At 62.6% G+C, this 14337-nt stretch carries 17 protein-coding genes; 8 read left to right on the top strand and 9 right to left on the bottom strand.

Features of this window, described 5'->3' with window-relative positions; translation table 11 throughout:
* The first annotated feature begins 24 nt into the window (after positions 1-24).
* Complete coding sequence (locus tag AC6I99_RS03210; protein WP_224094141.1) at positions 25-324, top strand: DUF4193 domain-containing protein; 300 nt, start codon at positions 25-27, stop codon at positions 322-324.
* 101 nt (positions 325-425) lie between these two features.
* Here AC6I99_RS03210 and AC6I99_RS03205 read toward each other — a convergent pair whose 3' ends face one another.
* The 4 genes from AC6I99_RS03205 to AC6I99_RS03190 all read right to left on the bottom strand — a co-directional run bounded on the left by AC6I99_RS03205 (position 426) and on the right by AC6I99_RS03190 (position 1790).
* Positions 426-605, bottom strand: a complete 180-nt coding sequence (locus AC6I99_RS03205; RefSeq protein ID WP_497946716.1) for a hypothetical protein — start codon at positions 603-605, stop codon at positions 426-428.
* Positions 602-961 (bottom strand): LapA family protein, encoded by a 360-nt coding sequence (locus AC6I99_RS03200; protein WP_497946717.1) that lies wholly within the window; start codon positions 959-961, stop codon positions 602-604. Before AC6I99_RS03200 ends, AC6I99_RS03205 begins: the two co-directional genes overlap by 4 nt.
* A gap of 253 nt (positions 962-1214) precedes the next feature.
* The gene (locus AC6I99_RS03195; RefSeq protein ID WP_224094138.1) at positions 1215-1445 is read right to left on the bottom strand and encodes a hypothetical protein; all 231 of its coding nucleotides are present in this window, start codon (positions 1443-1445) and stop codon (positions 1215-1217) included.
* A gap of 120 nt (positions 1446-1565) precedes the next feature.
* The gene (locus AC6I99_RS03190) at positions 1566-1790 is read right to left on the bottom strand and encodes a hypothetical protein (RefSeq protein WP_224094137.1); all 225 of its coding nucleotides are present in this window, start codon (positions 1788-1790) and stop codon (positions 1566-1568) included.
* A gap of 86 nt (positions 1791-1876) precedes the next feature.
* On the opposite strand from AC6I99_RS03190, the gene AC6I99_RS03185 reads away from it, so the two are divergent.
* Positions 1877-2365 carry a MarR family winged helix-turn-helix transcriptional regulator gene (locus AC6I99_RS03185; protein ID WP_497946718.1) on the top strand — a complete coding sequence of 163 codons (489 nt, stop codon included), beginning with the start codon at positions 1877-1879 and terminating at the stop codon, positions 2363-2365.
* Between the two features lie 28 nt (positions 2366-2393).
* Here AC6I99_RS03185 and map read toward each other — a convergent pair whose 3' ends face one another.
* Positions 2394-3164: a type I methionyl aminopeptidase gene (map, locus tag AC6I99_RS03180; protein ID WP_497946719.1), complete on the bottom strand. Its 771-nt coding sequence runs from the start codon at positions 3162-3164 to the stop codon at positions 2394-2396.
* A gap of 65 nt (positions 3165-3229) precedes the next feature.
* On the opposite strand from map, the gene AC6I99_RS03175 reads away from it, so the two are divergent.
* The 4 genes from AC6I99_RS03175 to AC6I99_RS03160 are packed head-to-tail and all read left to right on the top strand — an operon-like array spanning position 3230 to position 5479.
* The gene (locus tag AC6I99_RS03175) at positions 3230-3496 is read left to right on the top strand and encodes a helix-turn-helix domain-containing protein (protein WP_223947860.1); all 267 of its coding nucleotides are present in this window, start codon (positions 3230-3232) and stop codon (positions 3494-3496) included.
* A 20-nt stretch (positions 3497-3516) separates the two neighbouring features.
* Positions 3517-4131, top strand: a complete 615-nt coding sequence (locus AC6I99_RS03170; RefSeq protein ID WP_497946720.1) for an SSI family serine proteinase inhibitor — start codon at positions 3517-3519, stop codon at positions 4129-4131.
* The gene (locus tag AC6I99_RS03165) at positions 4088-5032 is read left to right on the top strand and encodes a 3-methyladenine DNA glycosylase (RefSeq protein WP_497946721.1); all 945 of its coding nucleotides are present in this window, start codon (positions 4088-4090) and stop codon (positions 5030-5032) included. The genes AC6I99_RS03170 and AC6I99_RS03165 overlap by 44 nt, the downstream gene beginning before the upstream one ends.
* 57 nt (positions 5033-5089) lie before the next feature.
* Entirely contained in the window at positions 5090-5479 is a 390-nt protein-coding gene (locus AC6I99_RS03160; protein WP_497946722.1) for a serine protease inhibitor, read from the top strand.
* A 68-nt stretch (positions 5480-5547) separates the two neighbouring features.
* On the opposite strand, the gene AC6I99_RS03155 is transcribed toward AC6I99_RS03160, so the two are convergent.
* A complete protein-coding gene (locus AC6I99_RS03155) occupies positions 5548-8715 on the bottom strand; it encodes a S8 family serine peptidase (RefSeq protein ID WP_497960239.1) in 3168 nt (1055 codons plus the stop codon).
* Positions 8716-8974: 259 nt separating this feature from the next.
* Positions 8975-11899 carry an exo-alpha-sialidase gene (locus tag AC6I99_RS03150; RefSeq protein ID WP_497960235.1) on the bottom strand — a complete coding sequence of 975 codons (2925 nt, stop codon included), beginning with the start codon at positions 11897-11899 and terminating at the stop codon, positions 8975-8977.
* A 261-nt stretch (positions 11900-12160) separates the two neighbouring features.
* Here AC6I99_RS03150 and AC6I99_RS03145 point away from each other — a divergent pair, with 261 nt between their 5' ends.
* A complete protein-coding gene (locus AC6I99_RS03145; RefSeq protein WP_497946725.1) occupies positions 12161-13099 on the top strand; it encodes a phosphoglycerate dehydrogenase in 939 nt (312 codons plus the stop codon).
* Between the two features lie 129 nt (positions 13100-13228).
* On the opposite strand, the gene AC6I99_RS03140 is transcribed toward AC6I99_RS03145, so the two are convergent.
* Both AC6I99_RS03140 and AC6I99_RS03135 read right to left on the bottom strand, forming a co-directional pair.
* Positions 13229-13519 carry a DUF1540 domain-containing protein gene (locus AC6I99_RS03140; RefSeq protein WP_223935708.1) on the bottom strand — a complete coding sequence of 97 codons (291 nt, stop codon included), beginning with the start codon at positions 13517-13519 and terminating at the stop codon, positions 13229-13231.
* A gap of 124 nt (positions 13520-13643) precedes the next feature.
* On the bottom strand, positions 13644-13829 hold the full coding sequence (locus AC6I99_RS03135; RefSeq protein ID WP_497946726.1) for a hypothetical protein: 186 nt from the start codon (positions 13827-13829) through the stop codon (positions 13644-13646).
* Between the two features lie 256 nt (positions 13830-14085).
* Here AC6I99_RS03135 and purS point away from each other — a divergent pair, with 256 nt between their 5' ends.
* Positions 14086-14337 carry a phosphoribosylformylglycinamidine synthase subunit PurS gene (purS, locus tag AC6I99_RS03130; RefSeq protein WP_011773385.1) on the top strand — a complete coding sequence of 84 codons (252 nt, stop codon included), beginning with the start codon at positions 14086-14088 and terminating at the stop codon, positions 14335-14337.

Raw genomic sequence — 14337 nt, 5'->3', positions numbered from 1 at the left:
CCTAACACGAAGAGGCATCAAAAAGTGGCAGCCGACTACGACGAACTCCGTACCGATGTAAAAGAGAACCAGGAGCAGTCCCTCCAGGCGCTCCAGTCCGCCAGCGCCCCCACGGCCAAGAGCGTGGTTCTTGAACTCGACGAAACCGACGGCCTGGACGCCAACGGTCCCGGCGGCGAAATCGTCGCTGAAGAACTCATCATCCAGGTCATCCCCCAGGCAAGCGACGAGTTCACTTGTAACTCATGCTTCCTGGTCCGCCACCGTTCGCAGATTGCCCGCGAAAAGGATGGCGTCGCCTACTGCACTGACTGCGAAGGCTAAGACGACCACCACCCCGGCGGAACATGAATCGTCAGGGAGTGCCGCCGTCGGGATTAATTGCGGAAGGACCGGAGCACATGCTCCGGTCCTTCCGCACTTAATTACTTGTCGCCCGCTTCCTGCCCGCCCTGCTTATCGGGTTCGGACAGTCGCTCCTCATCGGTGTATTCAGGGGCGACCACCGGGGAAAGAGCGTCACCAAGGAGACCGGCAGCCTCCCTGCCACCCTCTGGATCAGGCCGGTCCGGCGACTTGTCGTCCTCCAGCGGAGTGTCCGTCATAGTCCGCCTCCTTGTCCGCCGATCATCTTCTGGCGCCGGTGATTGCTCACCCTGAGCTGAAGAATCCGCGCACCCCCGGCCAGCGCCACCAGCACGCCTCCTCCAACAGCTGCGATGAACAGCGTGGTGCCGAGGGCGAGGACTCCTTCCAATCCGAAGAAGCGAACAGTGACCATGTCCTGGTTCTGGACGAAGAAGACGATCAACAGGACCAACACCACCAGGCCCACAGCTACTGCCACCCAGATTGCTGCTGTTCGTGTGGGCCGGGAATTGCCCGGCGCGACCCGTCGCTGCGGGTGATCGGCCCGTCCAGAGCCTCCCCGGGCCATTGCGGCATCATCTTGAGCGCTCATTGACAGCCCCCTCATTTCCCAGAACGTATGCGTGCCCATCACATGTCCATGCACTCATATAATAAGCATGCTTATAAGTGGCTCAACAGTGGCCCGGGCAGGATCCCGGGAAGCAAGCCCGGCCGGCAGGAAGCCCACCCTACTCAAGGCCTGCCCTACACAAGGAAGGACCGGAGTTCGCGGTCCGGTCCTTCGGTATTGGGTGCCGTTGTTACTGCCTGTCGCAGCTACGAATGGTCACAGTTACCGGTGGTCACACGCTGTAGTCGGTTGAAGTTGGCCCTGGATCGTTGTTCCGGACAGCGTAGTGATGGCCTTCGGAATCGGTCTCAATGTCGAAGGTCTTCAAGTCTTCCTCGGAAGCCGTTTCGAAGTCGTCGTGTTTATGCACAACAGGGGCATCCGTGTCCCCATGGGTTGCTGGTCCGAATACGGACTGCAGCCGCTCGGTCACGTGCTGAAAGTTTTCCAACTTGCGTCCCATGTTCTTCCACCTCCTTTCAACGGGAGAGAGAAAAGCGGCAGGACGGCGCATGCCGTACCAGTACGCCAATTTTACGCCCGCAGGCCGGAAAAGGCGCGGAATCGCGGCGGGCGAAAAGGCTTAGCGCAGCGACTTATCGTCTGGATTACGGGGAACCACATACGTGCTGCCGTCCGGACGGCGAAGGGTTTCCCATTGCTGCGTCTCCGCCTCGCGTTGGGCCAGGAGCCTGCGGTTGGCCTCGGTCATTTCGTGATCGATGGAGCTGCTGTGTGCGGGGCCAAAGATGACCCTCAGCTTTCCCGTAGCGCGCATGAACTTCTGGGTAAAGGATTCCTTTGCCACGCGGATCGACTCCTCTTTTAGACGGTTGAACAAGTTCATAGTACGCTAACAATTAGTGCACTAACTAATCGGAAGGGAAGGCCGCCATGACCCAGACCAAGGAGACGAGCCTGACCAATGAGTCAAGCCAGGCCAGCGAGACTGACGACCTCCTTTTGGAACGCCAACTGTGCTTCGCGTTGACGGTTGCCTCGCGGAGCGTTGTGGGCATCTACAAGCCCATCCTCGAACAGCTCGGGCTGACGCATCCGCAGTACCTTGTGATGCTTGCACTCTGGGAGCGGAGCCCCAGGACGCTAAAGGACATTAGCGACAGCCTCCTCCACGAGCCCGCCACCTTGTCCCCACTCCTGCGCCGACTTGAGGAAGCACAGCTGATTACGCGCGAGCGCGTGCCTGGCAACGAGCGCGCGCTTGCCGTCAAGCTGACGGAAAAGGGAGCAGCGCTTCGGGATAAGGCAACGGCGGTTCCTGGTGCAATCCGGGAGCGCCTGCAGCTCAGCCGCGAGGAGGTGGCCGAACTCCACCAGGCTATGACCGGCCTGATCGCGGCAACCCAGCGCAGCGGCACCTGAGACCAGCGCAGCGGCACCCGAGACCCACTCAGCGCGCCAAGGTTAGAATCTCAGCCCCGCCGTCGGTGATGGCTATCGTGTGCTCGCTGTGGGCTGTGCGGCAACCTGTTGCGCTTCTCAGCGTCCACCCGTCGTCATCGGTAACGAGCTCGGCGGTGTCCGCCATGACCCATGGCTCCAGCGCCAGCAGTAGTCCCGGGCGCAATTTGTAACCACGGCCCGGCCTCCCGGTATTGGCGATGTGCGGGTCCTGGTGCATCGTCGATCCGATGCCGTGACCACCGAACTGGGTATTGATCGGGTATCCGGCTTCGCTGAGGACCGAGCCTATGGCATGGGAGATATCACCGATGCGGGCGCCAGGACCGGCCGCTGCTATCCCTGCACTCAACGCCCGCTCAGTTGCGTCGATCATTGCCAAGCTCTCCAAGGGCTTTGACTCGCCCACCGTGAAGCTGATAGCGGAGTCTGCAGCGACCCCATTCTTGGAAACAGCGATGTCCAGGGACACCAGGTCGCCGTCAGCAAGCGCGTAGTCATGAGGCAGTCCATGGAGGACGGCGTCGTTGACGGACGTGCAGATGTAGTGCCCAAAAGGACCGCGCCCAAAGGAGGGCGAATAGTCTACGTAGCACGACTGGGCCCCCGCCTCCGCGATCATGGCTTGGGCCCACTGATCGATCTCCAGGAGATTGACGCCCACTGCACTGCGGCTTTTCATTGCCTGAAGGATCTCGGCAACCAGTGCTCCAGCCTCCTTCGCCCGATGCAGTTCAGTGCGGTTCAGAATCTCGATCATGCGGCGCCCTCCCATTCAACCAATAACTATCCCGGCCATATTATCCCGGTATTAGAATTGGAGCCATGGTCAGATTGCCACTCACAGCTGAAGAGGTCGAGCGCGGACAGCGTCTCGGCGCCATGTTGCGTCGCGCCCGGGGAGGGCGCTCCATGCTGGAAATTGCGCTCGAGGCCCAGGTTTCGCCGGAGACACTCCGGAAGATCGAGTCCGGACGTGTGGCAACCCCGGCCTTCCAGACCATCGCAGCGATAGCAGACGTCCTCGGGCTGTCCCTTGATGAGGTGTGGGCAGGGATCAGCCAGCCCGAAAGCATTGCCGCTCCGGCATAAAACGGCACCAAGGAGATTCAATGCGCCCGCACCACTTAGTCCGGCCCCTACAAGCTGTTCGGCCCCTCATTGCCGTCCTGGCCCTCGCTGGCCTGGCCGGCTGCTCGGGTACCCCCGCCCCGGGTGGGTCGAGCAGCGCTGCCCCCTCGCCGTCGTCGTCCGTCAGTCCAAGCGGCGCATCTCCGAGCGCCACACAAGCCAACCCAGCGCCAACCCAGGTGCCCACAACGCTCGGCCCCGAAGACACAACACCGGACCCCAGCTTGCCCGGAACCACGCCCACGCCGGGACAGGGAAACGCTGAACTCTCCATCATCGTGCTGGAGGCCGCCGATGCAGCACCGCAGAACTATACGCTCGTCTGCATAAACGGCGCCCCGGCAGCCGAAAGCAAACACCCCACCGCGAATGCGGCCTGCACGGCACTGAAGAACAATCCTTCGCTCCTGGGCCCTGCCCCGATCAAGACCGACCAAGACTGCACGCAGCAGTACGGCGGCCCGCAAACAGCCAAGGTGACTGGCGCCGTTGACGGCGTGGAAGTCCATGTCTCCTACAGCCGTACCGACGGATGCCAGATCGCCTTGTGGGATGCAGCCAGCGCCATCATCGGTTCCCGCGGTGGAGCAGCTTAGGCCGCAGCACCTCCCCCAAGAGCAGTGGCTCGGGATGGAGGCAGCACATCATGCACGTGTCGCACGCTACGCGGACCCATATTTGGCCCGCCGGTCGGCAGGAAAGAAACACCCCGTGGAGGACTTCCTCTTCACGTATTACACCCAGAAACCCGGTCAATTGCTGCGCTGGCATCCCGGCCACGGCGTAGTGCTGAGCGGCGAGCGCGTCCTTGAGCGCGCCGACTGGAAGTTCTACCGCGTGCTCGACGACGGCGACCTCGCCGCCGTTGGACTGCCGCCAGGTACGCCCGCCGTCACCTTTGACAGGGAAAGTTTCATGGCCCAACGCGCCGAGGCCGTCAGTTTCGCCGGCATCTTCCTCAGCGGCACCGCGAAGCGCCCGGGTCAGTTCGGCTGCTTTGGCCTCCATGAGTGGGCCATGGTGTACCGGCAGGAGAAATTCGAGTTGCGGCACGAGTACTTGAAACTGCGGCTTGGCGCGGAGGGCACTGACACCGTGGTGGAGCAGAACCGTATCCGCTGTTCCCACTTCGATGCCTTCCGCTTCTACACACCGGACGCCGTCCCGCTCAACGAGCTCACGCCCACACGCGGGAACCAGCGCACCATGGAACAACCGGGCTGCCTGCACGCCAACATGGACCTGTACAAATGGGCCTACAAACTGACTCCGACGCTGCCCACCGAGCTGGTGATGGACTGCTTCGAACTTTCGTGGCGGATCCGGACCATGGACATGCAGGCTTCCCCTTACGACCTCGAAGAATGGGGCTACCCGCCCATCAGGATCGAGACACCGCAGGGCAAGGCCGAGTACGTTGAGTACCAGCGGGCTTTTGCAGCCGAATCCCAGACGCTGCGGGCCCGCGTGCTTCAGGCAATCGAACCGCTGCTTTAGGGAACGTCTCGCGGGACTCCCTGCCCAAGCACCCGCCGCCACCAGCGAAAGGAAACCATGGTTTCTCCCGACAACAGCGAGTACGACGTCGACCTCTCCGTCACGCTGACAGAGGCACCTGGCGCCGCGCCTACTGAGTTCTATCTGCGGTCCGCGAAGGGCATTCTGTCTCCGGAGCCGGGCTCGATCGACTCGAACCTGCCGGACGCAGCGGCAGCCCTTGCCGCCGTTGAGCAGTTTGGTGAGGAAGTGTTCTTCCCGGTTCCGCGTCCGGACCGGATCTGCACGCAACAGTACGGGGGCCCGCAGGTGGCCCTTGTGACAGGTTGGTTCCGTGGGCGGAAGGTCCACAGCAAGCTCAGCCGGACCGATGGCTGCGAGATCGCACGCTGGCGGGCCATGGCACCACTCCTGGGCGGCGCGGGAGCGTCAACCGGCGCCATCTAGGTACACCCCGGACGAAACAGCAGTGGCCGGCGGGATCATCCACCGGCCACTGCTGTGATTTCGAAGAGCTAGCTTGCGTTATTGCTTTGCGTTGGCTCGTCTGCGCGGATCTTCGTGTCCTGCTTTCCCTTCGTTGGGTTCTCGTTATCCGGAACAACCGCGGCGCCGGCAGGACCCACCACTACCGTGACGAAGCTGGGTTCGCTGGTGCCCTCGAACGTCAGGCGTCCAATGTAGGAGCCCGGCGTAAGGTTGGTCCAGTTCAGCGAGATGGTGCCGGCCTTGCCGTTGGCGAGTCGGATCGGGTTGGGCGTCACCGTGGCGTTGCCCTCGTTGGCCCCCAGGACCGCGGCATCAACTGTTGCCTTGGTGGGCTGGTTGTTGGGGCTCGCGTAAAGGTTGGCGAAAACGTAGTAGTCGCCTGGCTCGGGATCGGCCACGGTCACGGATTCGCTGGCCGAGGCGGTCGCGGACGGGAGCTGCTGGCCCGACGGGGTCAGGACGAGCATGTCGAAGTCCGCGGCTTCGTCCGAGGATATGACCGAGAACTTGGCCAAGGCGCTGTTCTCCCCCACCGTCACCTTCTTGACGAAGTTCGAGGCGTTGGTCTCACCGGCAAAGGGGCCTGGAACCAGTTCAACTGCTGAGGAATCCGCCTTGGAAAGCCCATCAACCGTGACTCCCACCGGTGCATTGGTGCCGGAAACGATGTTGATGGCCGCAGAGCCGTTGGGGCCAGTTCCCGTGAACGCCATGGCCTTATCAGCGATGACAGACTGCGGACGGACGGCAATGGGCGAGGTGACGGTCTTGTTTGCGCCCTGCCAGGTGAGTGAACCCATGGCGAACTTGCCCAAGGCTGCATTGTTGTTCTCGAACTGCACCTTGAACGTCTTCTTTTCACCCGCAGCGCCAAAGTTCAGCACGGACGGGGTGACCTTGACGTTGACACCGGGAACGTTGACGGAGGCGCGGTACAGGCCGGGCGTCAGGGCGGTAACTGTACGCGTGACCTCGATCTTGCCGGCCAGGTTGCCCAGCGCAAACGAGGGGACGTTCATGTCCCGCGGCTGCGTTGTGCCCAGTCCCTCAATACCGAGGTCCATGCCCGTGCCCTGAACGAATTTGAGATAGTCCTCGATCGTGGCGTCGTAAACCAAGCCTGGGCTGAGGACCTTGGCGGGATCGACCTGGCCTGCGCCGGTGGCGAAGACATCTTTGTTGATGGCGCCATTGGCCAGCTTCACCGGACCGGCCGTGGTCATCATGGCCGACTTCACGGTTGCCGGAGACCACTTCGGGTTCTTGGCCAGGATCAGGGCGCCGAAACCGGCCACGTGCGGGGAAGCCATGGACGTTCCTGACAGGAAACCAAAGTTGTCTCCACCGGTTCCGATGGGTGACACGCCAGCGAGGATAGCGACGCCGGGTGCTGATACGTCGGGCTTCAGAAGGTCTGAATCCGTTGCCAGCAAGGGACCGCGGGACGAGAATCCGGCGATCTGCGGCTGCGCCTCAAGGGGCAGGCCTGTGGTGTCGTGGTCCAGCAGGGACACAGTGATGGCGGGATTGGCCGTCACCTTGTCCTTGATGGCCTGCGTGGCAGGAGGATTCACATGGACAGTTGGAACAGCATGCTTGTCCGTGTCCAACGATGATTCCACCAGGTTCACCAGGATCATTCCGACGCCACCGGCCCGGAGGACCTCCGCGCTCTTGGCGGTGCGGTCAACCACACCACGGTCACAGACAACAACCTTGCCGGTCACCTTGGCCGGATCCAGCGAGCCGGGAGCACACAGCGCTGCGTTGCCCTCACCGCTTGCAGCGTTGGTGGAAAGCACGACGCCGGCCCCGCTCACCTCATGGTTCATGATGCTCGCTCCGCGGAATTTGCTGCCATCGGAGAATTCAACGGTGCCCTGAAGTTCCTGCGAGAAAGAGGTCGCAGCCACAGTGGTCAACCAGGGTGCTCCGTGATTGACGGTGCTGGCCGTTGGTCCGGAGTTCCCGGCAGAGGTTGCCACGAAAATCCCGGCCGACGCAGCAGACAGGAAAGCCAGCGATACGGGATCGGTAGTGGTCGTGGTGGAACCGGAGATGGAGTAGTTCAGCACATCCACGCCGTCCAGGATGGCCTGTTCGATTGCGTCAACAGATGCGGAGCCGTAGCAGCCGCCCGTCGTGGGATCTGTGTCTTCCCAGCAGACCTTGTAGATGGAGAGTTTGGCGGCGGGTGCGATGCCGCTGGTGATACCGAAGCTGCGGCCGTCCACCACGGCGTCGACGTTGCCGTTACCTGCCGCTGTGCTTGCGGTGTGGGTGCCGTGGCTGTCCACGTCTACGGGCGAGATGACTTCCTCGGGGGCACGGTTTTCCGGGGGAACACTTCCCAGGAAGCCATCCGCGAAGTAGTGGGTGCTGAGGACTTTGGAGTTGCAGGCACTGCCGTCGTAGCTGGCGCCGGTGTCCGTACCGGGCTGGCATTCGCCGATGAAGGTATCGCCGTCTGCCTTCAGCATCGCGATCTTGCCGTCAGCGGTCCGGTAAGGGACGCCCACCTGGGGGTCGCCGACCAGCAGACCGACCGGATCGCCTGCGAAAAAGGGATTGGAGGGGGTGTATCCGGTGTCGATGACACCAACAACAGTGCCCTTTCCGGCGTTCTCCTGGCCTCCGTATTGCGTTGCCCAGGTGCCGTTGGGCCCGCTGAGTTTCAGGAAATCGGTGGTGGAGTAGTCAGGTGCGTATTGAGTGTCCGGTGCGACCATCAGGACCTTGGGGTCCTTGGCGAGGTTGATGGCCTGCTCTGCCGTCAGGTTGGCGCTGAAACCGTTGACGGCGGTGGTGAAGTCACGTTCGATGGTGACGTTTTCCTGCTGCGCAACGTCCTGCTGCGCCTGCTGCAGGTGTTCCTGGTATTCCTTCACCTCGACGCTGCCGGAATCGAGCTTCTTGCCCTCTTCCGGCTTGGTGGGCGCAAAGCCCGGCGTACCGCCGTCGTATGTAGCCGCAGGCTTTTCTGCCAGGACAACCATGTAGCGGCCGTCCTTGTAGGCGCTGGGGTCAAGGTTCTTCTTGGCCACGCCTGCCGGATTCCCGGACACGGTCTCCGGGGAGGGAGCTGCCTGGGCCGGCAACGCCATGGAAGAGAGCAGCAATGGCAAGCCCACGGCGAGAGCCGCTGCCTTTCGAAGCCCCCCGCTTCTGACGAAGCTCTTTCCTTGTGATTTCACGAGTGATGGCACCTTTCACTGAGTGAGGCCCGGGCTCCATCGCCTGGGTCTGTCAACATTTGAATCGCTGCGTTCGTGACAGGTCTTGTCAAAAATGCGCAACCAGTCGAGTCACAGAGTACAGACTGAGAGCAAAATATGACATACAGCACATTTCGGGAAATTTGTCTTGTCGCCGCACCAAATTCAGCTCATATGACGGCAAACAGCGGACCGCAGGAAGCTTTCTGTGGTCCGCTGTTTTACCCAGGCGCTGCCGCTAGCCCTTTGGCGTCACCTGCAGGCGATCAAACGAGACCTGCGTACCGTCCTTATCCAGGACCACAACATCGTCGCGACCATTATTTACATCCGATGGAAGAATGAATTCCAGGGTGTTGTCCGTGGTGGGAAAGATCCATCCGAGCCGGTAACTGTGCTTGTTCAGATATACGTAGTACCACTGCCCGTATTCCAAGCCCTTCAAAGTCACTTTCTGGCCATTGCAATACTTCTCCCCCGTGCCCAGATCAAACGATGCCGTTTGGCCATCGAAGTCCTGGATGCTCAGCGCGGGCTCGGTGTCCGGCTTTGAGGGCTGGACGTTGAGGGCCAGCGCGTCGCCTTCGGCAGTGAGGGACACTTCCTTGGTGCCGTTGTGCGCCGTCGCATCGAAAGTTACGGCGGCGAGGCTTCCGGCTGCGACGTCCCCGGCAGTAAGCACATGGACGCGCGTGGCCGTCGCCGTGCCGCCAATGGGCAGGGCAGTTTCAGTGATTCCAGCCCCTGTTGCCTCAAGGCCCGTCAGCGCCACATTGCCTGCGTTGCCCACGGTGTAGGTGTACGTCACAGGATCGCCTGCGCTGGCGAAGCGGTCACCGTCGGCGTCTTCCCAGACCGCGGAAACCGTTCCTTCAAGCTTCGGTTCCCGGACTTTCAAGTCCACCTCGCCGCCGTCGATCCCGTAGTTCCTTGTGCTCTGGCCCGCCGAGCCGACCTGCCAGCTGGTGGTTGGAACGAAGAAGCCCTGGTCGGCTTCCTCCGCGGTCACGGTGTGGCGCGGCGTGGCGCACTGGTAGCTCTGCCCGGCCGGCAGGGTGAGGTAACGGCAATTGCCGGGCCCCTCAGGGACGAAGGGGCTGAAGTTGCCGGCGGTGGGCACCACGTTTTCCACGAGCGGACCCGTGTTTTTCACCGTGAACGCGTAAGGGAAAAGGTCGCCTGCTGCGTAGGGCTGGGTTGCGAGGTCACGCCCGACGTCGGTACGCGCCCCGCTGATGTCCGCTGCCACCAGGCCGTCGCGCAGGGCCACCGCAGCGCCAGTGAACAGAACCGTTTTGGTGAGTGACGGCGTCGAACTGGCTGTAATGGTAAAGCTCGCCTCGGGCACGAAGTAGCCGCGCGCGATGTCCTCGGCAGTCAGCACATGCTTGGCGGTAGTGCAGTTGTAGCTGGCGCCGGCGGCCAGGTTGTTGAACCGGCAGTTGGGTGCAGTCGGTGGCAGGAAACCGGAGTCGAAGCTCCCCGAAACAGGTACGGCGTTTGCCGTGACGTTGGACGTGCTCTTCACAGTGAAGGAGTAGCTGAGTGCCTCCCCAGCCTGATACGGGCTGGCCACAACGTCACGCGCAGGCGCAGAGCCTGTGATGGTAAGCCCCACTTGCGGGGCCGCCGGGACCGTCGCCGTGAAACTGAACTGCGAAACCCTGCCGTCCGCCGTCGTAAATGCTGCGTTAAGGTTCTGCGGACCGCTGGCGTTCGCCGGAGCGGTCAGCGCTACGTTGACGGTCACCGAAGCACCAGGCGCGACGTCGGGAACCGGCACCGTGGTGGCCGACCAGCCGCTCGGCGTGTAGACGGTGGCGTTGGCGCCGGAGATCGTGGTGGCCTCCTGGTTGGTCACCGTCACGGCGACTTGCTGGGTTGCACCGGGAGCGGTGGTGATGGCAGGGACGGAAAGCGGTGCGCAGACATAGTTCAGCCAGTCGTCGTCGAACTTTGCGAAGGGCATGTTGTCCGTGTAGTTGCCCTCGTAGAGGACGCCGAACTTGCCGTCCTCCATGCGGGTCACCGTGGAGTAGGCGGAGAAGCCGGAACGAATGGTTCGGACGCCCGGCCAGGTGGCGCCGTCGTCGCACGATACCCGGGCAGAGACGTTCTCGCGGCCGGTCTTGGAATTTGCGTTGGTGAAGATCAGCTTCCTGGCGTCCGCCGAACCCTGCTCCGCATTCGGGAACATCCTGGCGATGGCCCCGTTGTTGGCTGGATCCGGCAGCTCAGTCTCCTGGGTGACCGGACCGTAAGTGGCACCACCATCCGTGGAGATTGCCACCTTGCGGTAGCCCTGGTTGGCGTTGTCGCGGGAGTTCAGCAGGACTCTGCCGTCGGAGAGTTCAACGGTTTTGTTTTCGTCCATGCGGTCACCCACGTTGGCACCCTTGTGCCAGGTCACGCCATGATCGTCCGAGTAGACGCTGTATGCCTGGATCTTGTTGGTGCCGTCGGCCTGGCGGACATCGCCGGCGTACTGCTGGATGAGTCGGCCCTTGTGTGGCCCGTATTTGAGCTGGATGCCCTCGCCCGAAGATGCGAAGTTGGAACGTACATCGCCGGCCACGGGGTTGCTCTTGCTGGTCCCGGGCTTGGTGACGTTGGTGATGAGCCGTGGCTGGCTCCACGTAACGCCGCCATCAGAGGACTCGATAACCGCCGAAGAGATCACGGTCCGGTCTGCGTCGTCGTTGCCGAACTGGCTGCCGCCGAAGCCTTGGTCCTTGGAATAGACGAAGAAGGCGAAGACTTTGCCTGCCTCGGCGTCGTAGATGTACGAGGGGTCGCTGTAGCCGTACTTGGGGCCGCTGGCATCGGCGACGTGTCCGGCCGCAATGACCTGCACAGGGCTCCACGTCTGGCCGCCGTCCGTGCTGCGGCGCTGCACGATCGAGTTCGGGTTGGGAGCATCGGCGGCTGAGCCGGGACGGCCATCCCATGCAGCCAGGACCACGTTATTGCCCAAGTAGGTGAGTGCAGGAATCCGGTAGAAGAAGTTCGCGGCCGTGCGATCAGCGGCGAGATTTGCTTCGGCGAAACTGCCAGGGGCGGCTGTGGGGTTGTTCGGGGGAATCGGGGCTGCCGTAGCCGGAAGACCGAGGCTGGCCAGGAGGGCCAGGCTCAGGGCTCCAGTGGCTGCGATGCGTGCGAGCAATTTTGTGTCCTTTCGAAGCTGCGCCGAGATGGCATTTCGCGCCAATGTTTGGCTCAAACATTGGCGCTATCTGCCATCTCGCGGTGTGCGGGATCGAATCGATGCAGCGATATACCTCGTATTACGTGCCACGTCGAACGTCCTACAACCATAAGGTGTTGGTCGTCACATTGCTAGGGATGAAGCCGGGGAAGCCCCGCGGCCCCATGTCGGGCTAACCTCGTGGACGTACCGGCATTACCTTCTAGCGATGGAGCTGCAGTGAAAATCCTCGTCCCCAATACCGTGACCCTGGACCTGTCCGGCTCCGCCCACCATGTGTTCGTGTACCGCGTCGACCAGCCCATTCCGGACGAGCACCTCGACGCCGAGGTCCTGGTTGTTTGGCAGAACACCTCGGCGAACCTGGCCGACGCAGCCCAGCGTTTGAGCCGGCTTAAACTCGTCCAGACCCTCGCCGCAGGGCCGGATTCCGTGCTGGCAGCAGGATTTGCGGACAATGTGGCCATTACTTCGGGGCGATCACTCCACGACGGCCCCGTGGCCGAGCATGCCCTTGCCCTCATCCTGGCGACGGTGCGCCGGCTCGATCAGCTCCTCGACGCCCAGAAGTCCGCGACGTGGGACCGCGCCTACAACGCAGCGCAGTCCAGTCCAGACACGGAGCAGCTCTACACGCTCGACGGCGCGAACGTCACCATTTGGGGGTTCGGCTCCATCGCCGGACGACTCGCTCCCATGCTGGCCGCCCTGGGCGCAAACGTCACGGGCGTTGCGGGTTCGCGGGGTGAGCGCTACGGCTTCCCTGTCGCTGCGGCAGGGGAACTTGCGGACGTCCTTCGAACCACCGACGTCCTCGTATCCATCCTCCCGGCCACCCCCGAGACCACCAACGCCCTGAACGACGACCTCCTGCGCGCACTGCCCGAGTCCGCCATTTTCGTGAACGTGGGCCGCGGGGCCACCGTCGATGAGGATGCCCTCGTAGCCGCGCTGCACGAGGGTCGCCTCCGGGCGGCTGCACTGGACGTCACCAAGGAGGAGCCCCTGCCCGCAGACTCCAAGCTCTGGAGCACCCCAAACCTGATCATCACCCCGCACGTGGCAGGCAACCGCCCCAAAGGCTCAAGCCAACTGGTGCTGGCCAACATCTCAGCCCTTGGGGAGGGCCGGGCCTTGACCAACCTCGTGGACCGCTGACCCAACTGAGTCGCATTAGAGCGCGTTTAGAGCCGTCAAAACGCGCTCAGCTGCGACCTAGTTGGGCGGGGCGGGCACGAAAAAGTGGGCCCGCCCCCGGGAGGACGGACCCACTTCGCGAGAGTAAGGTCAGGCGTGCTCGTAAGTCAGGCAGTCCGCAGCCTCGCGGCCGGGACCAACTTTGACGTCGTGGGCTTCGCACATGAGGTTGTTGTTGTGAATGCATTCGGACCGCTGGCAAGCACCCACGTGGGCAAGGACCTTGGGAAGGCCACCCATGGCGTTGGTGTCGATGAATGTGGCGCAGGATGCGTGGTCCTGGCTTCCACCAATGGTGATTCCAAAAGCAGTGCATCCGTCGTGGTTGAAGCCGCAGCTGCCAACGCTACAGGCGGATACTTCGGCAATGTGTTCGGTCATTGTTCCTCCTGGTTGGATCCGGATCCAACGGGGGCCTCGCCCCACGTGTAGTCCCCAAACTACGCCGTCTTTGCCGGATTTAACCCGCTGGAATAGCGCATTTGTACATGCGCTAATACCGCCGCTATTTGTTCGGAGCGCGCAGGGCGTCGCTGATCCTCGCGCGCGTTTCCTTATCCAACGGCGCCGTCACGTGGTGTTCCCTCGCCGCCCTGTCAGCCTTGATTTTCTGGATGACCATCCGCCCCAGACCCGCAAAAACAGCTGCGGCTACGACGCCCAGCACCATCGACCTCGGTTTCTCCGCCATGCCCCAATCCTAGTGACGGGCGCCACGCCCGACGAGTGCCGCCGTCGGGCTTTCATTGCCCCCAATTTGGTGGGGGTCGGCGGGGGCTCCTCGCGGAATCCGGCTGAATAGGGTATGCGCGCCGGTCCCGGTAAGATGGGTGTGCAAGCTCGCGGAGCGCCCCCACGCTGTAGAAACCCAGTTGAACGGCGTGAGACGGCAACCTCCGCGGCAGCCTTATTTAAGGTTCACCCAACTCACGCACAGGAGTTACCGGATGCCCCGGATCGTCGTTGACGTCATGCCCAAGCCCGAGATTCTGGACCCCCAGGGGAAAGCCATCGTGGGTGCATTGCCCCGCCTCGGCTTCAACAGCTTCAGCGCAGTCCGTCAGGGCAAGCGTTTCGAACTGACAGTCGACGGCGAGGTGACCGACGCTATCCTGGCCCAGGCCCGTGAGGCCGCTGAGACCCTCCTGTCCAACCCGGTGATCGAGGATGTTGTCAACGTCGAGGTCGTCGAGGCCTGA

The sequence above is a fragment of the Arthrobacter sp. TmtSoilC77 genome, from assembly GCF_059739415.1.
Note: the sequence above shows the minus strand (reverse complement) of the source record. Positions and strands in the feature narration are given on the sequence as shown.